Source organism: Deltaproteobacteria bacterium, assembly GCA_019308995.1.
GTDB lineage: Bacteria > Desulfobacterota > Desulfarculia > Adiutricales > JAFDHD01 > JAFDHD01.
Window position 1 is genome coordinate 1 of the sequence record JAFDHD010000020.1, and the last position, 23,292, is coordinate 23,292.

Annotated in this window: 22 protein-coding genes; 8 read left to right on the forward strand and 14 right to left on the reverse strand. The window is 52.0% G+C overall.

All coding sequences use genetic code 11. From position 1 onward, the window contains the following. Window positions 1-25: 25 nt before the first annotated feature. A complete protein-coding gene (locus JRI95_05575; protein MBW2061020.1) occupies window positions 26-259 on the forward strand; it encodes a hypothetical protein in 234 nt (77 codons plus the stop codon). Window positions 260-445: 186 nt separating this feature from the next. On the opposite strand, the gene JRI95_05580 is transcribed toward JRI95_05575, so the two are convergent. The 4 genes from JRI95_05580 to JRI95_05595 form a co-directional block, all read right to left on the reverse strand. Beyond that, the gene (locus tag JRI95_05580; protein ID MBW2061021.1) at window positions 446-997 is read right to left on the reverse strand and encodes a PilZ domain-containing protein; all 552 of its coding nucleotides are present in this window, start codon (window positions 995-997) and stop codon (window positions 446-448) included. Next, the gene (locus JRI95_05585; GenBank protein ID MBW2061022.1) at window positions 990-2,489 is read right to left on the reverse strand and encodes a diguanylate cyclase; all 1,500 of its coding nucleotides are present in this window, start codon (window positions 2,487-2,489) and stop codon (window positions 990-992) included. Before JRI95_05585 ends, JRI95_05580 begins: the two co-directional genes overlap by 8 nt. Window positions 2,490-2,831: 342 nt before the next feature. Beyond that, window positions 2,832-3,641, reverse strand: coding sequence for a GNAT family N-acetyltransferase (locus tag JRI95_05590; protein MBW2061023.1), 810 nt, complete (start codon window positions 3,639-3,641; stop codon window positions 2,832-2,834). 242 nt (window positions 3,642-3,883) lie between these two features. After that, on the reverse strand, window positions 3,884-4,192 hold the full coding sequence (locus JRI95_05595) for a flagellar protein FlaG (GenBank protein ID MBW2061024.1): 309 nt from the start codon (window positions 4,190-4,192) through the stop codon (window positions 3,884-3,886). A gap of 406 nt (window positions 4,193-4,598) precedes the next feature. Here JRI95_05595 and JRI95_05600 point away from each other — a divergent pair, with 406 nt between their 5' ends. From JRI95_05600 to fliS, 3 genes are all read left to right on the forward strand, one after another. Beyond that, a complete protein-coding gene (locus tag JRI95_05600) occupies window positions 4,599-6,401 on the forward strand; it encodes a flagellin (protein ID MBW2061025.1) in 1,803 nt (600 codons plus the stop codon). 295 nt (window positions 6,402-6,696) lie between these two features. After that, window positions 6,697-8,877, forward strand: a complete 2,181-nt coding sequence (gene fliD, locus JRI95_05605; GenBank protein ID MBW2061026.1) for a flagellar filament capping protein FliD — start codon at window positions 6,697-6,699, stop codon at window positions 8,875-8,877. Window positions 8,878-8,921: 44 nt separating this feature from the next. After that, window positions 8,922-9,353 (forward strand): flagellar export chaperone FliS, encoded by a 432-nt coding sequence (gene fliS / locus JRI95_05610; protein MBW2061027.1) that lies wholly within the window; start codon window positions 8,922-8,924, stop codon window positions 9,351-9,353. A gap of 50 nt (window positions 9,354-9,403) precedes the next feature. Here fliS and JRI95_05615 read toward each other — a convergent pair whose 3' ends face one another. The 8 genes from JRI95_05615 to JRI95_05650 all read right to left on the reverse strand — a co-directional run bounded on the left by JRI95_05615 (window position 9,404) and on the right by JRI95_05650 (window position 18,706). Next, window positions 9,404-9,847 (reverse strand): hypothetical protein, encoded by a 444-nt coding sequence (locus JRI95_05615; GenBank protein ID MBW2061028.1) that lies wholly within the window; start codon window positions 9,845-9,847, stop codon window positions 9,404-9,406. 9 nt (window positions 9,848-9,856) lie between these two features. After that, complete coding sequence (locus tag JRI95_05620; GenBank protein ID MBW2061029.1) at window positions 9,857-10,465, reverse strand: hypothetical protein; 609 nt, start codon at window positions 10,463-10,465, stop codon at window positions 9,857-9,859. Between the two features lie 285 nt (window positions 10,466-10,750). Continuing rightward, window positions 10,751-11,470: a hypothetical protein gene (locus JRI95_05625; protein MBW2061030.1), complete on the reverse strand. Its 720-nt coding sequence runs from the start codon at window positions 11,468-11,470 to the stop codon at window positions 10,751-10,753. 54 nt (window positions 11,471-11,524) lie between these two features. Then, window positions 11,525-13,138, reverse strand: coding sequence for a glycosyltransferase family 9 protein (locus JRI95_05630; protein MBW2061031.1), 1,614 nt, complete (start codon window positions 13,136-13,138; stop codon window positions 11,525-11,527). Then, window positions 13,135-15,468, reverse strand: coding sequence for a glycosyltransferase (locus JRI95_05635; protein MBW2061032.1), 2,334 nt, complete (start codon window positions 15,466-15,468; stop codon window positions 13,135-13,137). The genes JRI95_05630 and JRI95_05635 overlap by 4 nt, the downstream gene beginning before the upstream one ends. Beyond that, entirely contained in the window at window positions 15,455-16,645 is a 1,191-nt protein-coding gene (locus tag JRI95_05640) for a tetratricopeptide repeat protein (GenBank protein MBW2061033.1), read from the reverse strand. The genes JRI95_05635 and JRI95_05640 overlap by 14 nt, the downstream gene beginning before the upstream one ends. Next, complete coding sequence (locus JRI95_05645; GenBank protein ID MBW2061034.1) at window positions 16,642-16,935, reverse strand: hypothetical protein; 294 nt, start codon at window positions 16,933-16,935, stop codon at window positions 16,642-16,644. The genes JRI95_05640 and JRI95_05645 overlap by 4 nt, the downstream gene beginning before the upstream one ends. 160 nt (window positions 16,936-17,095) lie before the next feature. After that, window positions 17,096-18,706: a glycosyltransferase gene (locus JRI95_05650; GenBank protein ID MBW2061035.1), complete on the reverse strand. Its 1,611-nt coding sequence runs from the start codon at window positions 18,704-18,706 to the stop codon at window positions 17,096-17,098. 518 nt (window positions 18,707-19,224) lie between these two features. Here JRI95_05650 and JRI95_05655 point away from each other — a divergent pair. Both JRI95_05655 and flgM read left to right on the forward strand, forming a co-directional pair. After that, a complete protein-coding gene (locus JRI95_05655; GenBank protein ID MBW2061036.1) occupies window positions 19,225-19,650 on the forward strand; it encodes a hypothetical protein in 426 nt (141 codons plus the stop codon). Window positions 19,651-19,660: 10 nt separating this feature from the next. Continuing rightward, entirely contained in the window at window positions 19,661-19,978 is a 318-nt protein-coding gene (flgM, locus tag JRI95_05660) for a flagellar biosynthesis anti-sigma factor FlgM (GenBank protein ID MBW2061037.1), read from the forward strand. A gap of 60 nt (window positions 19,979-20,038) precedes the next feature. On the opposite strand, the gene JRI95_05665 is transcribed toward flgM, so the two are convergent. After that, window positions 20,039-20,488, reverse strand: coding sequence for a flagellar assembly protein FliW (locus JRI95_05665; GenBank protein ID MBW2061038.1), 450 nt, complete (start codon window positions 20,486-20,488; stop codon window positions 20,039-20,041). 3 nt (window positions 20,489-20,491) lie between these two features. After that, on the reverse strand, window positions 20,492-20,740 hold the full coding sequence (gene csrA / locus JRI95_05670) for a carbon storage regulator CsrA (GenBank protein ID MBW2061039.1): 249 nt from the start codon (window positions 20,738-20,740) through the stop codon (window positions 20,492-20,494). 535 nt (window positions 20,741-21,275) lie between these two features. Here csrA and JRI95_05675 point away from each other — a divergent pair. Next, a complete protein-coding gene (locus JRI95_05675) occupies window positions 21,276-21,470 on the forward strand; it encodes a hypothetical protein (GenBank protein ID MBW2061040.1) in 195 nt (64 codons plus the stop codon). A gap of 30 nt (window positions 21,471-21,500) precedes the next feature. After that, on the forward strand, window positions 21,501-23,288 hold the full coding sequence (locus tag JRI95_05680; GenBank protein MBW2061041.1) for a flagellin: 1,788 nt from the start codon (window positions 21,501-21,503) through the stop codon (window positions 23,286-23,288). Window positions 23,289-23,292: the final 4 nt, after the last annotated feature.

The following is a 23,292-nucleotide window of genomic DNA, read 5'->3' on the forward strand; positions in this document are numbered from 1 at the left end:
AAATTAACGGGCCAAGAATGCCGCGATGGCTTTGGATAAAAAAATGGCTGAGGTAACAACATTAGCGCTAACCAGTATCATGGGCGATCAATCTGCTGAAGACATCTTTAACAGGCAAAACCTTGGCGCGCTGGCTGGCAAAAAAATACTGCATGCCCCTTTTGAAGCCGAACATTGGCATTCTCCCCTTATTTCTTATCTTTTTCCACCCTCTCAATCTCACGCTTTATATACCATTCGGCCTTCCGGAGATCCTTGACCGTATCGGCATTCTTGGCCCGTTAATTTAATTCACCGGAATTAAAAAAAATCGTTCGTGATAATTACTGTGCAGTTTTTGTGCCAGTATCTGAATGGGTTTAGGCGCTATTTAGGCGGGGTTTCAAAAGAAATTGGCTTAAGAGCTAGGCAAATTTGACACCTTAGGCAAGAGTTTCCGGCTGGCTTAAGGCTCTGTTTTCAGACTGCGGATCTCTTCGCGCTGTTTTTGGAAGATATAATGAACGATGGTGTCCTGGTCTTCAGGCAGGATGTCAATGAACTTTAATCCGAGCTGATATTTGACCTTTTTGGTATCTTGGTCTGTTTTGGATTTCGCCCAGAGCACCTTGGCGGCTATGTCCATGATTCGCTGAGGCTGGTTGGGCAGCATGAGACCGATTTCGAGAAAGGCGCCTTGAGTAATTTTTTTTGCGGTGGTGATACTCAGGCCGGTGGCAGAAATATCTGTCACCCGGCCTTGGTGGCGGTAATCCTTGCGGCCGATCTTTTCGCTCAACAGGCCGATGAGATAATTGAGCTTCCTGTCCATTTGGATCAGGAAAGCCTCAAGCGGGTCATTTTCATTCAGTTCCAGACCTGGTTCGGGTTTTTTAAACATGGCGGAGACAGGACTTAAGGTGCGCATATAGGAATCTGCGTCTTCAAGAATATTGAAACCCAGAGCGCTTCTTATGGGCACCCGGATTTCTACTCGGCTGTCTTGGTTTTCAGGCATGAACGGCTCCCTTTAACGGCGTCTTGATCATAAGATCCTCGACGGTACGAATGGTATTCCGGCCATCTTCCTTGGCCTGGTATAAGGCCCGGTCAGCCAGGCGGACCAGGTCGTCAGCCTGCCTGACATGGGAAACGTCACTGGCGGCCAGACCTTGGCTGATGGTCAGTCTCAGCGGGACTTCCCTGACGAGAATCGCGGTTTGAGATATCTTTTTTTGAATACGCTCTGCCAGGAGCAGGGCTTGATCTTGCGGAGTATCCGGGAGGATGACCGCGAACTCTTCCCCGCCGAACCTGGCCGGGATATCAGTCTCCCGGGCGCAATTGGCAATGATATGAGCCACGGTTTTAAGCACTTCGTCGCCAGTTTGATGTCCATAACGATCATTAACAGACTTGAAGTGGTCCAGGTCAATCATGAGTAGCGACATGGGTCTCTGGTGGCGCCGAACCCTTTTGTATTCCTGATGGAGGTTCTCCTCAAAGGCTCGGCGGTTAAACAAGCCGGTTAAGGGGTCTCGTGTGGCCAGATGCAGGGCCGCTTCATGTTGGTGAGCGTTGTGCAAAGCTTGAGCTGCCTGCATGACCACGCTTTCAAGAAGCAGCCTTCGGTCATGGTCTGGTTTCGGTTTTTTTAAAAAATAAAGGGCCAGCAGGCCGTTTTTTTCTCCAGCCACAACCAGAGGCAGGACAATCTGATGCGGAGGACGCCGGGATAGGGGGCGGGCTGGCTTGATTGGCTGCGCCAGATGGTGAATTATATCTTCTGAAGAGAGGTCTCTTTCCATCTGAGGCATCAATTCATCGGCCAGGCGGCTGGTCAGGGCTGGACTGAGGCGCCGGCTGGTATAAAAAGTCGCCTGATCCTGGGGCACGAAAGCAGATATGATAATGGTCAGATCAGGCTTGACCAGCCAGGCTAAGGCTCGGGTCACCAGGTCGAGGATGGCCTGAGTTTTAAGGGTTGCGCTCAGATCGGTGCTCAATTCATAAAGAAACCGGATTTGTTTTGTCTTTTCATTGAGTGCGCCCCTTTCTTTGACCAGGAGCTCCTGGTTTTTTTTCAGCTCAAGATTGGCCGACTTCAGGTCGTGGGTCAGCTGAAGGATCTCGCGAAAGGCTTCTTTATTTTCCAGACCCATTTCGATTACCGGTTTCAGTTTCTCAAACTGCACAGGTTTTGACAGGCAGGCCAGGGCCCCTGCCATAATCCAGTTCATGGAATGATCCAGGTCAGCTTGCCGGGACATAACGATAATGAAACTATCCAAATTTCTGGCTTCAATTGCCTGGATTAGATCGGTTGGCGTCAAACCATTGACTGTTTCATCCAGAATAATCAAGGCTGGCTCCAGGTTTGAGAAGAGGTTCAAGGCGCTGTCCGCGTCGGCCGCAGAAAACACTTTAAACCCCTGGGCCCTAAGGACCTTGGCCAGATGATCCCTGTGGGAGTTTTCAGGGTCAACGATCAAGATTGAATCCTTTTTCAAGGGAAAACTCCTCTATGCATTTTCTTCTTACCATAAAAGGAGCATTTTTTGTGCCAAATTTTAGCATCTATTTGAATCGATTCAAGGGTATAAAGTCGTCTCAATTGCCTCTGCCCGGCCGTTACGGAGGCAAAGGAACAGTTCCAGGCTCGGCAAGGAGGTAATATTAGAATTTGCATTAATAATCTGCATGTTAAAGGAAGACATGATTTGAGAAAACTTGATGAGGCAGGAACGGCTGATCAGGAGGCCGGACCCGCTTCAGAGCGTGCATCTGCTGGCGCTGGTCAAAACTGCCAATGTGGTGCTTGCCGCTCTAGGTGCGAGGTTCCCAGTGTTTTATTATACGCATAAATACCTCCCCAGGGTGCAATATTCTTTAAAGCCTATTTGGGAATAAACTCCCAGCCCTAGCTCAGATGCCTGCAGGACCCCGATGCGGTAGTTCATCTGCCGGGCTTCGAGCAGAGGAATCAGGGTCATGGCGGTGCCAATTCCCCGATGCCGGGCCTTCTTCATTGTCGCTATGTAATACAGGCCAGCCACACCGGCCCCTAAAAAGAGCGTGGCCGATGCCACAGGCTCTCCGTGCAGCCGGCCGACATAGTGCCGCCGCGGATGATTTTTCGTCAGGCCCAGGGCGGCGAAGTGATCGAAGAGGGCTTTGGCCACGAATTTTGGTAAGTTAAAGCCATTCTGAACCGCGCCGGTCCAGTGTTTTAAATCCTCTTCATTTTGGACATGTTCGATACTCAATCCTTCTGGCAGAGGCGGATTATCATTGAGCGTTTCCATGTCTAGGGCCATGCCAGGCTGCTCCCCGGCGAAGACAAGGCCGTGAGCTTGAAGATAATTTCCCAGGTCCGGAGGCTGAGAGCAGGGGCCGGTCCACCACATCATCGGTATGTTCCGGTACTTGAAATAGCTGATCGTCTCCTCGATTCTTTCATGAGCCGTGTCCTGAGAAAGTCGGGCGCACAGCACTCCATTAAAGATAGGGTATGGAATGCCCGTAAAAATCCAGGTCATGTCCGGGTCCGTGTGAAGTTCCGCTCCCTCTCCGCATCCGAAGCTGGTGTGTTCTTCGATCTGGTTGGCGTCAATGGCAGTACACAAGGCGCCTGACGCTAAGTCTTTCAATATTTTATTCATGCAACTGCCTTTCTAAAACCAGGCAAAGGCAAGGAGGGACCTAGACGGCATATCATGTTTAAGTCCCTGCTATTATAGCGCATGGTTCGATAATGTCCACGATTGTTCGCAAAATGGAATGAAGAAACTTAAGGGAGCTAAAGTCAAATTCAGGCAGACATGGCCTTGGAGCTAGGCTGGTATTTTTTTATGTAAATGAACCGTGGCTGAATTGGGCTGGTTAATTAAAAACAGTAGGTGTTTCAGACCGTGAGGTCAATAACATGTTCGATCATCTGCTGCAATCGGGCGGCCACTTTCAGGCTCGCCTCAGGCGGAATGATCCTGATGATCTGCTGAGTCTCAATGTTGATCACCTTAATCACGGTTTTACCTGTGGCCTCATCCACTGAAAATTGCAGGCGGAAATTTGCTTGAAGGGCATATACCTCGAGCGTCGCGGTCATTTTGTCCCAGTTTTCGGCTTTAGCCTGAGGCCTGGGTTCTGATCGCGTTGCCTCTGCCGTCATATTCGGTCTGACGGAGTTGGTTATGGCTTGAATATCGTTCACTTGCCTTATCCTATAGGATACCCACCTGTTCATACCTCTTATCGGTCTTAATCACTTAGAACTTAATTTTTTTCTTACTTAAATCTAAGAAAATTCAGCGTCTCTTTTAACCTCACGGGCCATGGTGGGCCGAGGATGCGAGATGGCATCCGGCTGGTCTGGTTAACGCTTCAGGCATGCTCTCAGAATAATGGCTAATCTTAGCCCTGGCGCTTAAGTTTCACGGCTTTATGGCCGATAAGAGCTTTGAAGCACGATCAGCAATTTATGGGAAAGAGGGAGGTGTGGAGTCAGGTGTGTCCATCGCTGATCACTGGCCTTTAATATGAATTAATATGAATTAGGCAAGGATGCCGAATTCTCTCGCCTTTGGCGGGAAGACAAACCTTCATGGAGGAATTAAGTTATGGGTTTAGTTATTAATCACAACCTGATGGCCATGAATGCGGCGCGCAACCTGACCACGATCTATAAATCGCTGGCCAAGTCAACAGCGGCCCTTTCTTCAGGTCTTCGGGTCATGTCTGCCGCGGATGACGCGGCTGGGCTGGCCGTCCGCGAACTGATGCGGGCCGACATTGCAGTGCTCAATCAGGGCATGAGAAACGCCAGTGACGCCATTTCCTTGATCCAGACGGCTGAAGGCGCGCTTGGCGTTGTTGATGAGAAGCTCATTCGTATGAGAGAGCTGGCCGAACAGGCCGCCACCGGTACTTATACCACGTCCCAGCGAGCAATAATGAACTCCGAGTATCAGGCCATGGCCGCTGAGATTGACCGAATCGCCAGCGCCACGGATTTTAACAATGTCAAGTTGTTAGATGGTTCTCTGGCGGCACTGCACGGTGGCAGTGGTCTGAAGATCCATTTCGGTACTGGAAATAGTTCGGCCGAGGACTACTACTATATTAAGGTCGAGGACATGCGGGCCACGCCTACGACCGGACTGGGCGTCGGCACGACTGAAACAACGAATGTGGACGTCTGGTACAACGACAACGTTTACCTGGGTGCGGCCAACTGCGCTGTCTCCACCACGAACGGCTACCTCTTCTTTGCTTATGACTATGACGCCAGCCGCACCACCGGCTCGGCCGTGAGCACGGAACTGGGGAACATCGTTGGTATGTACCAGGTTGCCAGCGCTGCAACCGAAAGCGGCGCTTTCGGCCTGAACGCCCTGGTGGACGCCATTAACCAGGGAACAGCCGCACGGGTGGCGATAAATTTTGATTACAGCGACCCGGTCCAGGCCGGTTCTTCCCTGGCCGAGGCCTTCAATATTACTTGTGCCGCTCCTATGCATTTTTCCATGGGCGATGTTAAGATCGCGTTATATCAGTCTGCTACTGATTTCGTGGATAGTGATGCAGACATCTCGATCGATGCAGGTACTCCTACGGTGGCTGATTTCATGGAGACGATCACCTCGGCCATCAATACGGCCGATGGCAATGTCTTTGCGGTCTGGGACAACACCTCGTCTGGAAACGCGGTCATGGTCTTTGCCAAGGAGGCTGGAGCGGCCGGAAACGGTTATCAGGCCTGGGAAGATGCTTCTGCTACTGGCGTGACCTTCAAGTTTATTGGCGATAATATTACTACGACTTCAGCCGCCGGGGGAATCACAGAAGGAACGTTCTCAGGTGGCGGTGCGAGCTGGGTCACGGCCTCGGTCACCACGGATGATGACGGCCGCTATCGGCTCAGGATAGACGGTAATGCCACCGGCGCCGGTCATGACATGATGTTCTATGAAGCTGCGGATGCCACCGATTACAATGGCGGCGGAATTTGCGGGGCCAGTACCTGGATCGGCGCTCTGACCGCGTACGACGACAGCGCCGCGAGCGAGTGGATCCAGCTCACCGACTCCAGCGGCGTGAGCGGATTCCTGAGCGATCCTGGTAAGACCATTCTTACCCAGTCTGCGGCTCAGCTGGCTTTGGGTCAAATTACCTTGGCTATCAATAGCAAAGACAACGCTCGCGCTAACCTGGGTGCTTTACAAAACAGGCTGGAGAACACCATCACCCAGATCGCCATCCAGGCGGAGAACCTGCAGGCGGCCGAGTCACGTATTTCAGATATTGACGTGGCCCTGGAGATGACTGAATTCACCAAAAACATGATCCTGGCCCAGGCGGCGACATCCATGCTGGCCCAGGCGAACGGCTTGGCCCAGTTGGCCCTCTCGGTGCTGGGTTAAGGCTAGAAGAGGCTAAGAGAAGATCACCTGATCGAACTTTAACTCTCAACCGTCCGGGACGGGGGAAAATATTTCCCCGTCCCGGGCGCCTTTTCCCGCCGCCTCAGGAAAACACCAAAGGGTTCGACCCTTAATATATAATCAGTACAGTAAGTTAACCTGTTAATCACTGAGACTGCCTTTTTGGTACGGCCTTTGCTCTATCAAGGCAAGAGAAAAGGCCTCTTTCCCATTCACAGTCAAAACTTGGCTGCAAGGGAGAAGACAGGGTTAATTTATAACTGCGGAGACGGTAATGCCCGCTGATGTCAGTCTCACTGGCAGTAATGTCAACTACCTCTCAGGCTCCATTAAATGGACCGGCCTTGGTTCAGGCGTGGATTTTGCCGAAGTTGTTGACCAGTTAATCGCCATCGAACGGATGCAGATCAACAGCCTGGAGCTGTGGAAGACCTCCTGGCAGGACAAGACCAAGTCACTCCAGGGCCTCAACAGCCGCATGGCCGCAGTTCTTGATTTCTGTGAAGATTTTGACTCATTCGAGGAGTTTTACGTCCGAACCTCTTCCTCGTCCAACACCTCGGTCGTGACCACGACCAACACCTCAACGGCCATACCCGGCTCGCACACAGTGGTTGTCGGTGAAGATATCGTCGGCCGGGTGGCGACCCGCAGCTTTGAAGACGGTGTGGCTGTGGGTGGAAATGCTGCAACACAATTGCTGATCCGGGTGGGCGATCCGAACGATTCCGGGACCTGGCAGACAGTGACCCTGACCGAGGGCGTGGATTGGGATCGCGCCGCTGACGATATTGATGATCTGGCCACGGCCATAAATAACAAGGATGACGCCGGGGCTGACATCCTTGAGACGGTGCAGGCGGTGGAGGACAAGACCCGCAGTGGCGACACCTTTAAGCGCCTGATCATCACGGCCAAAGACGGCGGCACGGCCAAGCAGCTCTGGGTGGAACAGCCTGCTGGCATGGACCTGTTTTACGAGGACACCACTTACAAGACCTCGATTGACGACCCTTTCTACGAAACTAACTGGAATAATACCGGCGGCGTGGACCTCGGAAAGCAGGGAACCTATACCGGCAGCACTAATAAAACCTTCACCTTTATGATCAATACCACCGGGAAAGTAGGACAGGAAGACATAAACGTCTCCTGGGCCGACAACGAAGGCAACAGCGGCACCTTTGTCGTGGACGACTTTGACACCTATGATGTCTTTCAGGGGGTGCAGGTGGAGTTCATTGACTCCACCCCGGGGGACGACTCAGACGATACGGTCTATGCCGCCGACTCTTTTACCATGAACGTATATCACACCACGCTCCAGGCCGCCCAGGACCAGGGACTGGCTCAGGCGGAGCAGCGGGTGCACTCAGGATTTATTGACCTCATCACCCCGGTGACCGACACGACTCAAACATTCACTTATTTATATGAGGGGGTGCAGACAGACATTAATGTTTCGGCAGGCGCCAAGCTACAGGAACTGGCCAATTTGATTAACGATGACCCAAATAACCGGGGTGTCCAGGCCACCATCATCAATGATGGCACCAGCACGACCACGGCCTACCACCTGGTTCTTACCGCCCAGGAGACTGGGGCTGAACATACCATCACCGGTATCACCGGGACCCTCGACAACTTCGACTGCAGCGACTCCGATTTTACCATCACCCAAAAGGCGACCGACGCCATGCTCAAGGTAGACGGGTTTCCCAGTGCCTCCTGGGAGTACCTTCAGCGTTCTACCAATAGCGTCTCGGATATCATCACTGGAGTGACCCTGAATCTCCAGAGCTCAGGCTCAACCGTGGTGACCGTTTCCAACAACCTAACCGCGGTCAAGACCCAGGTCGAGACCTTTGTCAATTCTATCAATTTTCTCATGGACTACATCCGCGAGGAAACCAAATATATCCCCGAAACCGGCGAATCCGGGATTATGATCGGCAACTACGCCTTTACTCTTGTGCGCAGCGTTATCGGTGACTTGCTGTATCCCGAGGGCCTGGACAGCGATGTTGATCCATACGTCCAGCTGTCCCAGATCGGGATCAAGACGGATCCAGACCAGAATGGTAAATGGGTCATAGATTACACGGATTTGAATAATGCTCTTAATGATGACTTAGAGGCCGTGGCGCGTCTTTTCGTTGAAGACACTGATAATAACAGCACCGGCGTTTGCGCGCGTCTGGTAGAAAAGCTGGACGAATTGACCGACTCAGAAGATGGCATCGCCATCGTGCTCATTGATAACTACAACGGGATAATCAAAGGCATAGACGATAAAATAGAATATGAAGAGAAACGCATAACTTTACTCAAACAAAGACTCAATGAAAAATTCGCCAGACTCGAAGAACAGCTGAATATACTTAACGGTGAGCTGGCGTTTCTGGAAGCTCAGCTGGACAATCTCCCTAGCGTCGGCGGCGCGAAAAAGAGATGATAATGGTTTTTAAATATTACCTGTAAGTGGAGGTGAGTGTGAGTATGAGTGGATACGGACAAATGCAGTATAAGCGAACTCAGGTAACCACCGTTGATAAAGGCCGGTTGATTATCCTGCTTTATGAGGGAGCGATCAAGTTCATCCGTCAGGCCAAGGAATGCGCTGAATCCGGAGATATAGAAGGCAAAGCGAATAACATCAACCGGGCCATGGATGTCATTGCCGAGCTCAACCACTCGCTTAATATAACTGACGGCGGGGAGATAGCCGCCAACTTGAGAAGATTATACCTGTTTATGTCCGATCAGCTGTTGACGGGCAAAATCAAGAAAGAGACCCATTATCTGGATGAAGTCATCCGGCTCCTGAGCTCCCTGAACGAGGCCTGGAATGACGTGGTTAGCAAACCGGAGGCCCAGCAGGCCGTTCCTCAGGAAGAAGCCGCCAGTCAGCGAGCCTCGGTTAAGGTTTAAACGGGTTTGGTTATTATAAACTCATGGAAAATGGCCGGGATTTCCGGCCATTAGCTTCGGCGATTAATATAATAGGATATCCCCCCCCTGTAAGGGGCATAACGTTTCAGGGTCAAGTGGCCGCGCTCAACTTGCTTCAGTTTTCGGCCTGTCTGAGCGGCCTCCTCTTCCAGCCTTTTTCTAAGCCTGCGGTCAGTCGCTATCAGTTCGGTGATGAGGCCCTGCAGCTTGTCAAGCAGGCCTTCAGCCTCCTTTGTATCCGAGTCGGCGATACCCAAAAGGAAATGCTGGCCCTCTTCCTGCCTGATTTCCAGGTTTTCTTCCAGTTTCTTTATTTTATTGATAATTTTAGTGCGCTGATTAAACAGGCCGGTGGCAAGATCATCATCGTCAGGGTAATCTTTTTCAAGGATTTCCCGTGTTAAATCCAGACAGCGCCGGTAAAGCCTGGCCATGGCGGCCAGGCGCTCGAGGATCGCTTTCGATTGAGTCATAGGCCGGGCCTAATGAAGCCTGCCTCTGAGGTGAGGCAGAAATTCTTTGAAGCCGTTCAATTCCTCAGCAAGCTCGTATTCCAGTATATCCGCCAGATAGATCCAGTCGTTTTCTTCCTGAATATTTAACAGTTCTGACATCACTTCTGAGAGGCGTTCCATTTTCTGTTCAATGGAATCCTGATTTTCAGGTTCGCTGCTGAAGTCAATATCCAGGATCCTCCTGGTGTTATCCAGCATGTTGAGCATCAGTTGCATGGATTCAAGGAAATGAAGATAGTGCTCATTGGCCTCAGTCTCGTCGCCCAGACGAAACATCTCTACGATCTTGGGCAAGGCCGCGAGTAAGGCGTCAACGACATATTCGCCATGCTCAATAAAATGCAAGGCAATCTCCTCGGCAGAGCGAGTCGTCAGCTCCAGCATTTCGATATCCTGAAGGGAGATTTCCAGGGCGGCGTGAGGCACATCTTCGTGGTAGCTTCGGCCGTTAACCATTACGTCACCGACAATGCTCCCGCTGACATGCTCCTCCTGTATTTCGCTCAAGATTTCTTCCAGGTTCTCTCCCCGGATTTTCACGGATTCCAACGGCTGTCCATTAATGGTTATCTTCATAACCGCTCCTTTTGTATCGAGTCCTGACCCCGGTTCCCGATAGAAACCCAGGCAAGTTCAGAAAATGAAGATGTCATGATCTGGTAGGAGGCTTTTTTATAGTTGTCGAACTCATCCTCGTTATCGTTTTCGGCGATGAACTTAATGCATTGGGAGCGCTTTCTTTTACCCGCGTGTCCCGCATCTCTCTCAAGATTTCATCCAGAATCTTTCTCGGGATTTTTTCAGGCCCCAAGGGCTGTCCATCAATGATAATTTTCATAATTTCACCTTCACTTTCCGGGGTTAAGCCTGGCTTTCATTTGAAACCAAGGCAAGTTCATGAAGCAGCAGCGTCAGGATCTCCGCTTCAGATAAAACTCCCTCCCGGGTTTCAATGTGCCGGGTCAATTCTGCCAGATGTATCTTTTTTTCCGGGTCGAGGCCGCTCAGGACCTCTTCCATCCCGGGCAGCTCAATACAGGCTTTTTTCAAATCTCCCGATGTCTCCCGCTTTTTTCCTTGACCGTCCAAAAGGCTTGACCAGAATTCGTAGTTCTTGGGATCAAGCCTTCTTGAAGGCGGATGAGGCAGCAGAAGGGTAGGCGGCCAGTCAGCAGCTGAGTGGCGGTCTGTCACCAAATGAACCCTGGCCATAAAAGGACTGAAGTTAAGACAGCTAAACGCCAGGCGGATCAGCCCGAGTCTGGGTTCGATGGCCCAGATTTCATCCAGCCTTTCGGTGAGAGCTTTGACATGGTATCCCAGTCCCAGGCCAAAGACCGCAAGCCGCAATCCCCTGGCCCTGGCTCGATCCACCAGCGGCGATCTGGCCAGGATTTCTCCCTCACTGACCGGGTCGAAACGGCTGTGCATGGTGATCCCATTAACGATCGCGAAGAGGTCGCCGCTCTTTGCCTGCTGCACCCTAGCTCCTTTAAGGTCCGGTGCGGAACGTATTTCACGGGCTAAATCAGGATCATGTTGGGCAAGGGAACTCAGGTTGTGTTCGAGCAGGTTTTTCATCTTTAATGCTTTACGGTTTAATTTTTATAAATTAGTAGCAAATAGAGTGCCATATCAACCCATGGCCTTCTGAAAAAGACACGATTGACGACCCGTATCAACCCGGGAAGAGGAATAGCTCAAGGCCTTTGAAATTACGGCCCTCATGTTTTGCACCATACCTTGGGCTGTTTTTGGGCTCACTTCAGGAATAAGAAGCGTCCTTATTAGCGGTTTCAGCTCCGGTTCTTCAGTCCCGATTTTTATGATGTCAGTTACCGGGCCTCTATCTTTCCTTAATGGCAGAAACTCTTCCAGCTCAACCAACCTGCGAACCAGATTCCCCAATCCAGGCAGTTCCGAGGGTTCAAAGTTCATGAATTCAGACCCTAGTTTCTCCTCCTGAACGCGATAACCGGCGCGCATAAAGGAACGGCCCGCTTCCCGAAAGGCCAGGGCCAGGATTTCTTCCCGGTCCAATGGCCACGGAATTAGCGGACGGTAGATGGTGCCAAAGTCATCCATCTCTGAAACGAGGATCCGGACGTTTGATCCCAGCATTTCTCGGCCGGGCAGGTCAGAGGCCTTCTGGCTGAGGAGATAACGTGCCAGGGAAAAAACCAGGGAAGGCTTGATCATGAACCGGCAGACCATCTCGCTACAGCGGGATTCATCCTCTGTGCAAGGCGAACAGTCGGTTACAACCTGGGCGATCAGGTGACCCGGGCCACAGGGGCCGGTTTCGTGACACAAGGCCGGGCCCATAAACAAAGCCAGGATCGGTGTTTTGAGTGCAGCGGCCAGATGCATGCTTCCGGTGTCTGATGTGATGAGCAGATCGAGCCTGTCTAAAACTCCGGCCAGGCCCGGGACACTCGTTCGACCCATGAGGTCAATTACCCTTATTCTTGCCTGCGGCGCCGTGCGGCCCAGCCGGGCCATGAAATCCTGACCCAGGGAACGTTCCTCGTTTGTTCCCAGGAGAACCAGATGAGCCCCTTGTTCCATGATTAGTTTTTGGCCCAGGCAGGCATAATTTTCCACAGGCCACTGCCGGGACTTGTGCCGGGAACCGAGCTGGATCCCGAGCAGGGGACCATTTAAGCCCGGTCCCAGCAGGTCAGAAGCCAGGCGAGCCGTCTCAGAGGTCAGAGGATAGGTCAATCCGGCTGACGGTGGAACCCCATGACCGGCATAAGTGGTCAGCAGGTCAACCAGATTGAAGCGGATCAGGCGGCGGTGAGCCATAAGATGCATGATGAATCTGGTCCACGGCGCTGTGAGTAAACGCCTTCGGTCTTGGCCAAAGTGTGAACCTTGCCTTTTTTTGGCTGGAATAAGGTGTCCCAGTAAGGCGGCCACCCGTGAAGTGTTGAGGTTGATCAACAGGTCGTATTCTAGCGCTTTTAATCCTTTGACCGCTGTGGAGAGCTCTTTAAATTTTTCAGAAAGAAGGGTGCGGCGCTGGGCTATTTCGGCCAGGTTTCCCAGGTCCACGGTCAGGACCGCGTCAAGATTCGGGTTGGTCCGGGCAAGCTCAGCTTGATTTGCGGTTACCAGAACTGTCAGCTCGCTGTGCGGGTACCTGGCCTTGAGCGCGGCCAGGAGAGGGGTGGTCTGGAGGAAGTCTCCGAACCGGGCCAGTTGGATTACAAGGATGTTCTCAGGGTGCAGGTCCGCGTCAGTCATGACAGGTAATCTCGTCTCATGTGTTCAATCAGTTTTGAGAGGCGATGACGGTAGGTATGTTCAGCCAGTACCCGTTTGTAGGCCAGTCGGGCCACTTCCTCTCGGGCAGCGTCGTGACGGAGATAAAATCGCGCCAGGTCGAGGGCTTCTGCAGGTTCATGGTAGCAGATAACTTCACGGCCGATTTGGAACAGGTCTGCCATCTGCCTCTTGGCATCCGACAGGACAAAGGCTCCGCAGGCCGGCAGGTCGAAGACTCGCTGGTTGAGCCCGGTTTTCATCTGCAGGCTGGTGACATTGAAATTGACCTTGCAGACCGGATAGAACCAGGGCAGCTCTTCGTAGTAGTTGAGAGGGTCCCGCAGGACGAAACGTTCAGGGTCCAGCAAATCGGCCCAGGCCCGGTCGCCGATGATGGTCGGATGAAGCGGGGCCAGGGACTGAATCATCTCCAGGCGATAAACCTGGGTGGCTCGCCAGATCAAAAGGGCCTCGAGATCCACCAGGCCAGCCGCATCGAGTCCGGCTGCGGCTTCATGTTCTAAGACACCCATCCGTTTCAAGAGCGCCAGGGGTGTCCGGTCGCTGATTTCGATGAACTCACGGGCTGCCTGATCAAGCCGGGACAGGAAGCCTGGTTTGAATCCGAATTTTTCGATCTTTTTTAAGATGGCCTTGGTCATGGAGTTGCCAACGAAACTGATGCCGCAGCTCAGGTGGGCCAGCGGACTGGGTCGCCCATTGAGGGGTTTGAACACCGTCTCGTCCGTTCCCAGGGGAAGGTAGTATACACGCTCGATGCCCAGGGATTTAATATCCGCGATATAGTCTGAGTCCCAGAGAAAGATGGAGCAGAAATCCGATATATTCTTCTCATAGTGGCGTAGGATGAGCATGGGGCTGTCCACATACCAGGAGGCGTAAGGCATTTTTATTTGTGTCAGAAAGCCGGTCACAGATCCTTCCATGTCAAAGCCGAGATGGTTGACAGTCAGGACGAAGTCCGGCTTGAACATCTGGATTTCCTCAATCAGACGCTGAATTATTTTCTGGCAGTCAGCCTCCCTGTCCCGGATCATCACAAGACGGGCCTGGTGTCCAAGGGCCTTGAGGTTGTTCAGGAGTTCTCTGATTAGCAGATGCTTCCCGTGGAGGATCAGGATTTTCAGGCTCTCTTTTTTTAAGCGAGGGTAAAAGAGGCGATGATGATTATTATAAAACTCGTCAGCAGATGTCCGGGCGCGGGCGGCCAGACTCAAATCAAATATTCTTTCCCATTCCGCAACAATGGTCGGCCAGGTGTATTTCTCCTCTATGGCAGTTCGAGCCCTGGCGGCATGAGCAGCGGCCAGACCCGGCTCGTCAAGCAGCTTCAGTGTCTGCTTGATAAATAAGTCATCATACTCCCTGGTTCCAGGTGTGCCAGCGATCTTGAATTCCGGAACCTGAACCGTCTCCGCCAAGGCAAACTCATCCGTGGTCAGGATTGGTGTGCCACAGGCCTGAGCCTCAATGGCCACAATACAGCTTATTTCCGGAAAGAGGCAGGGGTAGAGCATCAGCGAGGCCTGGGCCAGGTGGCGATAGTATTCTTCTTTTGTCAGAGGGCCCAGGGGGACGACATTCAGCGACCGTTTCACCAGATCGTTCAGGTAACTATATAATTCGGATAAATCAGGCGCCAGATCAGCAGGCTGGACCTCATACCCGCACAAATACAATCTCAGCTTCGGCCTGGCCTTGACCAGGCTGGGCCAGATGTCTTCAAGGAGTATTTTGAGCCCGCGCTCAGGCCGTGAGGCGTAAATGACTTTCTGGCGATCTTTATTGACATTGCGGGTTGCCTGATCAATGAGCGCTAGGTCCACGCCGTTTCGAGTCACCACGGTCTGGCCCTCGAGATCAGGGATGCGGGAGAGGAAATTGTCTCGGTGGAAGCGGCTCAAGGTAAAAAGCAGGTCAATGCGGTCCAGCACGGGTCGCAGCCTGTCCGGACGGTCCAGGGTGTCGTGGTTCCAGAGGACTTTAAGCCTGGCCGGGATGGGAATCGTAAAAAAATCGAAGAACCGGCTGACGATAAAAACATCGAATTGTAAACCGCTGACCCGGCGGACGTAATCTGAAATGGGACGGTAGGTCACACCGTCATACTGGCCGGGCATCTCGCAGTTATTGAAGACAATGACTTCATGGCCGCGGGCGGCCAGAGCGCCTGCGGCCTGGATCAGCGCTGTTTCACTGCCGCCCAGGGCCTTTTTCTGCAGGGTTGCACCGTCAAAGGCCGGCCCGTCAGTGAAAAAGCCGATGGTTTTTCGGTCAGGCCTGTCCATGGCCGGCTATATCCTCAAGAAGTTCGGTACCCCGGCGGTTGCCAGGGGAGAGTTCAAGGCAGCGCCTCACATGGCGCAGGGCCTGATCGGGGCGGTTCCGGGCCAGGGAGATTCTGGCCAGGGCCAGACTCGGTTCAGGGTTCGCTGGATCTACCTTGGCCGCCATGCGGTAAGCAGCCATGGCACTCTCTGGATTTTTCATCTTTTCATGGCACCGACCCAGCAGGAGGGCGGCCATGAATGTGAGGTGGCTGGAATTCAATCCGGACACCGGATCGTTGGCCCCCTGCCTTAAAAAGGCCTGAAGTCTTTTCGCAGCTTCCTTGTAGTCAGAACGGGCGTAAAGATGGCGTCCTAAATAAAAATGGCTTGGGCCGTATTCTGGATTGGTCTTGATTAATTTTTTAAGACAATCCTCGGCTTCCTGAATTCGGCCCAGACGTTCCAATGTCTGGGCTTGAAGGATGTGAGCATGAAAATAGAGGCCCTGGTTTTGGTCCGCCTGATTTCGGGCCGCAGCGGCTCGCCTGAGCCAGGGTAAAGCCTCATCAAAGCGGCGCAGGTTGAATAAAGTCTTGCCGGTCTGGTAGCAAAGATAAAGATCAGGGGCCTGCCTTTTGACCATGTCCTTCAGAAGACGGAGGTTCCTCTCCCCCTTCTGTTTGGCTTTAACCTTGTCTGCATAACCCCAGTGGATGATTTTGACCGGGGTCATCACCAGGCGGTAGTGAGCCGGGTGGACTAACTGCTCATGAACCCGCCCCTCAAAATAGACTTCCGGCCGGTTGGGGAAGACTCTTTTCTGGATTAACTGCTCCCCGGAAGGCACAACCACCTCAATGCACCACAGGATTGATTCACGCCTGGCGTCAATATGACCTCGAATCGTCTCCACGTCCTCTGGCATGATACGATTGTCTCCGTCCAGCCAGAACAGCCAGTCTTTAGATGCTGCCGCGATAGAGGCGTTCCGAGCCGTGGCAAAGTCATCAGACCAGGGGATTTCAATGACCTTCGCGCCGTAAGAACGGGCCAAATCCTGGGTTCCGTCTTTTGAACCGGTGTCAATGACCACAACCTCGTCGAATAAGCGGTGCACCGGACCGAGGCTGTGCCGCAGATTGGCCGTCTCGTCACGCAGGATCATACACAGGGATAAACTAGGCTCAGATGTCATAATCGCAGGGCCTCTCCAGGCGGATTCTTTTTATAACCCCGGCTGCCCAGCATTAAGGTCAAACACTTGCCAGCCGTGGTGTATCGTTTGACCGCCCCATCGCCCGGGCTGGAGATAGAAAACCGGTTTTTCCCCATGACTGATTCACAGAAAAGGGAAGGGCGGATCGCCTCAAAAACGCCTGGCAGGTCATGGCTCTTCAAAGGGCGTTCGTCAGTGATTTGACGGCATTTCCGGGTATGTTTGTCCAATCCTTCATTAATGGAAGGAGGAGTCTCGAGATGCGCCATTTCCTTTCGTTAGATCGAATTTTTGATTTCGTTTACAGATTTTTGCAGCCCCATTTAAAGATCAGAGACTCGCCCTAACGGTTCAGTCCCTTGATAAGGTAAGGAGCAATATTCAGGCCAAATCGGCTTTAAGAGTGAGTACCATGAATCACCTGGCAAACTAACTGACACTGATGTATCCTTGCCGGGCGGCCAGGTTGGCCTTTTGCGCCAGGTCAATTGACACAGAATCTATCTCGGTTGCCCGGGCCAGGAAGTGATAGGCCTCGATATTGGCGTTGTACTTCATCAAAAGATCGCCCAGGCGCGTCAGGGCCGGTAAATGGTAAGGGTCTAGCGTCACGGCCCGGTAATAATGTTCAAAAGCGTTCCACATTGACATGTGCAGATTGAGTCGTGAAAAACCTGGGGTCAGGTCGTGGCCTCGGGCTTCAAGGAGTTGGCCGAGCGCGTGATGCTGGTCCGCGGATAAATCCCCGTTGTCCGACATATTTCGGAAAGGATCTGATTCAAACGAAGCCTGACCTTCAGCCTGGCGAACCGCCTGCCGAAAGGATTGACCCGCCCGGCGCCTGTCTCTTTTGTTCAGGGCCAGATACCCTAATGTGAGTCTCGCCCTGAAGCTGCCTTGCGAGGCGGCGTCTTCCAGGTTGATTCTTGCTTCTGTATGGTTGTTTCTGAGTATCTGAATCAGGCCTAAGAAAAACAAGGCGTCTTTATCAGCTTGATTTAGGCGCTTGGCTCTTTTGAGCATTGTTTCAGCCCGTATGATCCAATTCCGGCTGCCTTGATCAGGCCAACGCATGGCCGCCAAGAAAAGAACCTTTCCCTGCTGGCCGAAAAAAAGACCTCCTTCCTGCAGCCCGGTTCCGGGGCGAGCATGGGCGGTGAGGTTTAGCAGTGTTTCAGTCCGATGCCTTATATGATGGGCTGTCATCACTTTTTCCCGGCCCCGCGCCGCGATTCGTTCTCTTTCTTTCTCGTTATTCAGATAGTATTCCGCCTGTTCGAGCAGGTCGCAAGGACTGAAGGCGGCCAGGTCTTGCCCTGGCTGAAACAGGTCTTCAAGGCCGTTTGCAGCCGCTTCGGTAAAGAGCATGGTTCCGGAGGCCATGCCTTCAAGCATGCGGGTGGTTACTCCATCAAACAGGTTCTCGTTCAGCACCATCCTGGCCTGCCGGTAGAGCCGGGCCGCTGCTTGCGGCGGAACCCATTCTTTTTGCCTGCCACCGGCTGTGCGCACCGAATGCCGTTCTGACAGAAGCTTGATAATCCGGCGCCGCTTGGGCCTGACGTTTTTGTTCACAGCGCCAACAAAGGCCAGGTCGTAGATTTTTTCCTCAGCCGGACCCTGAAAAAGCTCAGTTTCAATCCCCACCGGCAGCCAGCAGGTTTTTGCGGCCGAAAGCCTGGACAGTTTTTGAGCACAATCCTTTTGATCAACCAAAACCAGATCGAACAAAGAGGCGTATTCTTTGTGCCAGAAAAAATTCAGGGGTCCGTCAACCGCGTACCAGACCTTGAGTAAGGAGGTCTTTTCCAGGCCGGAAGGGAAGACTCTTCGGCCCAGATCGTCTGTCAGGATGACGGCCTCGGGTGAACAAGAAAGGCGGGAGATTATGTACGGGATATCCAGCTTCTGAGCTGGCAGACATAGATCGCACGCCGGGTCATCACCGGCCCATACGGCCCGGTGTCCCATTTCTTGTAAGGCATGCTTGAAATAATTGCTGCCAAGCAGTAGAAAATCCATGAAAGCTCGAACTGACATGGACTCACAGATTCCAATATGAGGTCTTATGAGTCCGTAAGTTAGAGGTTCTGGCTTAAGTTCAGGTTATAATACGGCCTTTTCCTCTCTCAGGTTGGATGCAACATTTGCGCCACTGGGAAGTGAAGGCCGCTTGCCTGTTCAGCCACCCATTTTAGCTGTAAGAATAATAGGTTAGCTATCAAGAGCTCTTGCCGGGTCAGTAGTGGTATCTGCGCCGTGGCGGGGGTCGTCAATGAGTTGACGATTCTTTTGTAAATACTATGTTCAAAAGGGTCGGCATTGACCTGTTAATCCATGTTCAGGCAGTCAAGAGCAATGGTTTCAACCAATTCTAAGACCTGATCCTCCTATGGGTTTTGATTGTATTTCCGGCTTGATCTTTGCATAAAAAAGGGTTATAAACGTAATCAAAGAGGAGCTTAAGTAAAACTGGCAAAAAGTTCGACTGAAACTTGAATTTTTATTCAAGATTTTTCCTTATTTACCGATAAGGTAAATGAGGAAGGAGCCCAGGCATGACTGTTACCCTGTCTCAGATACAAAAGGTCATGCAGGTATATGGAAAACAGGTTCGCAAAGGCGTGCGCCTCAAACAGGGAAGTGCTGCCGAACAAAGCAAGCCCGCGGACCAGCTCCGCGTTTCCGCCGAAGTCAAGCGCAAGCAGGTTGTAGAACGGGTTGCTTCTGAAATTATCATTCACCTGATCAATGGAAATTTTCAGGCCGGCGGCGTTGAAAATGAGATCATGACCAGGCTGAGCCGGGAATACGGCGAACCATTGAATTTGTCACAAGACATCGCCAGCGGTCAGCTTATCTTTCACACTGTTGATCATGAACGCGGCGAGATTATCCAGACGCTTGACAATAGGGAATCCGGCAAGCTGGCGCAAAGAATGATCGAGATAACCAGGGAGATGGTTGATCAAACCATGCTCTAAGGAGTTCGATATGGAAATAAACGAATTTGACCCCGGATCCAAGGTTAATCGCTACCAGGGTGAGGCCAAGGCTGTCGCAGACGAGATAAAAGAGAAGAAACAGCCCGACCAGCCTTCCCCGGTGAAAGAACCTTCCGCTGACAAGGTTCAGCTTTCGCAGCAATCCCGGGAAATCGCGCGGGCCAAGGAACTGGCCGAAACCGCTCCGGCTGTGCGTCAAGAAAAAGTGGAAGCCATCAAGGCAAAACTTGCGGCAGGGACTTATGATGTTGAAGCTGAAGATGTGGCTGATCGAATGCTGAAGGAGGCATTGCAAGAGCTGATCTAACAAACCTGAAGAGATGGCTCAAAGGCTCGGGAGCTTAACTCCTGGGCTTTTTTTTTATTTTTAAGAAGTTTCGGCCTCATGCGAGGGCGCTGAAATAGGATAACGGTGTGAATACTCGGAGTCATCCAGGATGATTTGCCGAACTATTCTGGATTTGGTGTTAATGATGAGCGGCCCGAGCAGGTTGGCCGTCATGTCCTGGGGACGGCCGTGGGGAATGGTCATGATGACATACACGACCATATCTTCTGGATCTTCAATGCCAAGGTCGGCCAGGATATCTTCACTCAGGTTCAGGTCATAGTCCGGCTTGAAGGCAAATGGATTGGCGATGACAAAGGCCAGGTCAGGCCGGTCCACTGCCTGAAACCAGAAGAACGGTGATTCCGGTTTGTGTTCGATAATCACATAACGTTCCTGATCGGAAAATCCGATCAGGCCTCCGGGGACTGAGATAACGGCCTCGTCCTCAACCTCAATCTCACCAAACCGCGTGGTACGGATCTTCACCACCTACTCCTTTGTACTCCTCTTTTGTTTTTCCCAGAAGCTTGCAATCTCGGACAGATCGTCCGGGGCCAGACCGGCGGCCTGCCTGTTCGCTTCCTGAATACGCTCAAAGACCTCTTGCCGGTGAACCGGGATTATATTTGGAGCTTGGATGCCAAGGCGGACATATTTACCCTTAATATCAATTACTTGAACCTTGATATCATCCCCGATCGCTATCGTTTCACCGGTTTTTCGTGTCAGGATCAGCAAGCAGGCCTCCTGGTATACCGGACCGTTTAACGTTATATACCATATCCCTTCACAAAACGTCATAAAAAAGATTCAGGAAGAGAGAGACACCCTTTCTTCCCTCCACTGCGGTGAGGTTTTTGAGCTGGAAGGACCGGCGCGATAGCTATGGGGTGCTTCAGGGGTTTGTCTGCAAGATATTGAAAATAAAATTGAACAAGCATTAAGATATTTTTAAAAAAAGATAAAATCCATTTAAAATATTTAAGTAATTTTTCAAGAAACCGATAAGGATTCTAAGAAAGCATATTTAATGATCTATTTAAAATTGGCATTTTTTTAGAAACATTAAAATCATTCTCGTAACCATAAAAATAAAGGATGTAATATCAAAGAGATACATAAAATATTTTTCTTAAACATTCATAAAGACTTATTTGAAGGCTGTTGGTTTTAATTAAAATTTCATAAAAAAACATTAAAGTAATTTGGAAAATATCCGATAAGATAGACAAAGATTCCTTGATAAAGGTTTAATAAATTCGCGGAGGCCAGCATGGGATACACAATCAATCATAGATGGCAGGATTTGAAAGCAGGAGCCGATTTCTATACCGAACCGCACCTGCACTTGATCGAGGGGCTGAGACAAAGGATCAATTTAACCCGGGTCGCTGCTGCCAACCATTTAAGCCGGTTCGTGCGGCCTGCTGACCTGGATGCGTTTGTTAAAGGCTTTTATTCCTTATAAAGTCTTATTCCATTAAAAAGGAGAAGGACCATGGGTTTAGTCATTAATCACAACATGATGGCCATGACGGCAGCTCGGCACCTGCAGTCTATCTATGGATCGCTCGGCAAGTCCATCGAGCGCCTGTCATCGGGTTTGCGAGTCAATTCCGCGGCCGACGATGCGGCAGGACTGGCGATCCGTGAACTCATGCGGGCAGACATCCGGGTCACCCGGCAGGGGATCAGGAACGCCAGCGATGGCATCTCCCTGCTTCAGACCGCTGAGGGCGCACTCTCGGTCATTGATGAGAAACTCGTTCGCATGAAAGAACTGGCCGAACAGGCCGCCACCGGTACTTACACCACGGTTCAGCGGGAGATCATGAATTCCGAGTACCAGGCCATGGCCGCTGAGATTGACCGGATCGCCAACGCCACGGACTTTAACGGTGTCACTATGCTCAATGGCGACATGAGGGACGGCCTGAAGATTCATTTCGGCACTGGCAACAGTTCGGCTGAGGACTACTACTTTATCAGGATTGACGACGTACGGGCCACGCCGTCCACCGGTCTTGGCGTCGGCACGACTGAGACCACGAATGTGGACGCCTGGTACAACGACAACGTTTACCTGGGCGCGGCCAACTGCGCTATCTCCACCACGAACGGCTACCTCTTCTTTGCTTATGACTATGACGCCAGCCGCACCGCCGGTTCGGCCGTGAGCACGGAACTGGGGAACATCGTTGGTATGTACCAGGTTGCCAGCGCTGCAACCGAAAGCGGCGCTTTCGGCCTGAACGCGCTAGTAGATGCGATCAACGAAGGTACAGCAGCCCGAGTCGGGATTAACATCGCATCACCGGGTCCAGATGGGCTTGGGGCAGCTCTGGGGTTGGCTAATTCCGGTGATAACGTGCATCTTACTGTTGGCGATGTTAAGATTGCATTTTACGGAAGCGCTGCGGCTGCCGGCGGTGGTGCCCAGTATGTTGACAGCGACACTGACATTGCCATTTTGGCGAGTGGTACTGCTGCAGCCAATTTTGCAAGTATTCTCACCTCAGCTATCAATGCAGCCAATGGCAATGTTTTTGCGGTATGGAATAATGATACCTCTGGGATTGCCGTTATGGTTTTCGCTAAGCAGGCCGGTGAGGCGGGCAATGGTTACCAAGCAGAGGAAGCTATAGCCGGCACTTCGTTGAAGATGCAATTTTCAGGTGCAAGTATTGACTCTACCACAAGTGCGACGACTGGAACGTTCTCTGGCGGTGGTGAAAGCTGGGTCACGGCCTCGGTTACCACGGATGAGGATGGTCGTTATCGCCTGAGGTTAGATGGTACAATGACCGGTGCTGGCCATGACATTATGTTCTATGAAGCGGCGGATGCTACCGATTACAATGGCGGCGGGATTTGCGGGGCTAGCACCTGGATCGGCGCTCTGAGCGGGTACGACGACAGTGCCACGAGCGAGTGGATCCAGCTCACCGACTCCAGCGGTGTCAGCGCCTTCCTGACCGAACCCGGCCGGACCATCCTGACCCAGTCCGCGGCCCAGTTGGCCCTAGGCGCGCTCAAGACGGCCATTGATTCGAAAGATACGATCCGGGCTACTCTGGGCGCCTTTCAGAATCGCCTGGAGAACACCATCACCCAGCTCTCGATCCAGGCCGAGAACCTGCAGGCGGCTGAATCCCGAATCTCGGACGTGGATATGGCCTGGGAGATGATGGAGTTTACCAAGAACCAGATCATGGTGCAGGCGGCCACGGCCATGCTGGCGCAGGCCAACACCATATCTCAGGTCGCTCTAACGCTTCTCTCCTAACCGG

What these genes read in the sequence shown, in the direction of transcription:
- JRI95_05575 (MBW2061020.1), top strand. Translation starts at nt 26, where the DNA reads ATGGCTTTGGATAAAAAAATGGCTGAGGTAACAACATTAGCGCTAACC.
- JRI95_05580 (MBW2061021.1), bottom strand. Translation starts at nt 997, where the DNA reads ATGCCTGAAAACCAAGACAGCCGAGTAGAAATCCGGGTGCCCATAAGA.
- JRI95_05590 (MBW2061023.1), bottom strand. Translation starts at nt 3,641, where the DNA reads ATGAATAAAATATTGAAAGACTTAGCGTCAGGCGCCTTGTGTACTGCC.
- JRI95_05600 (MBW2061025.1), top strand. Translation starts at nt 4,599, where the DNA reads ATGGGTTTAGTTATTAATCACAACCTGATGGCCATGAATGCGGCGCGC.
- fliD (MBW2061026.1), top strand. Translation starts at nt 6,697, where the DNA reads ATGCCCGCTGATGTCAGTCTCACTGGCAGTAATGTCAACTACCTCTCA.
- fliS (MBW2061027.1), top strand. Translation starts at nt 8,922, where the DNA reads ATGAGTGGATACGGACAAATGCAGTATAAGCGAACTCAGGTAACCACC.
- JRI95_05615 (MBW2061028.1), bottom strand. Translation starts at nt 9,847, where the DNA reads ATGACTCAATCGAAAGCGATCCTCGAGCGCCTGGCCGCCATGGCCAGG.
- JRI95_05620 (MBW2061029.1), bottom strand. Translation starts at nt 10,465, where the DNA reads ATGAAGATAACCATTAATGGACAGCCGTTGGAATCCGTGAAAATCCGG.
- JRI95_05625 (MBW2061030.1), bottom strand. Translation starts at nt 11,470, where the DNA reads ATGAAAAACCTGCTCGAACACAACCTGAGTTCCCTTGCCCAACATGAT.
- JRI95_05630 (MBW2061031.1), bottom strand. Translation starts at nt 13,138, where the DNA reads ATGACTGACGCGGACCTGCACCCTGAGAACATCCTTGTAATCCAACTG.
- JRI95_05635 (MBW2061032.1), bottom strand. Translation starts at nt 15,468, where the DNA reads ATGGACAGGCCTGACCGAAAAACCATCGGCTTTTTCACTGACGGGCCG.
- JRI95_05640 (MBW2061033.1), bottom strand. Translation starts at nt 16,645, where the DNA reads ATGACATCTGAGCCTAGTTTATCCCTGTGTATGATCCTGCGTGACGAG.
- JRI95_05645 (MBW2061034.1), bottom strand. Translation starts at nt 16,935, where the DNA reads ATGGCGCATCTCGAGACTCCTCCTTCCATTAATGAAGGATTGGACAAA.
- JRI95_05650 (MBW2061035.1), bottom strand. Translation starts at nt 18,706, where the DNA reads ATGTCAGTTCGAGCTTTCATGGATTTTCTACTGCTTGGCAGCAATTAT.
- JRI95_05655 (MBW2061036.1), top strand. Translation starts at nt 19,225, where the DNA reads ATGACTGTTACCCTGTCTCAGATACAAAAGGTCATGCAGGTATATGGA.
- flgM (MBW2061037.1), top strand. Translation starts at nt 19,661, where the DNA reads ATGGAAATAAACGAATTTGACCCCGGATCCAAGGTTAATCGCTACCAG.
- JRI95_05675 (MBW2061040.1), top strand. Translation starts at nt 21,276, where the DNA reads ATGGGATACACAATCAATCATAGATGGCAGGATTTGAAAGCAGGAGCC.
- JRI95_05680 (MBW2061041.1), top strand. Translation starts at nt 21,501, where the DNA reads ATGGGTTTAGTCATTAATCACAACATGATGGCCATGACGGCAGCTCGG.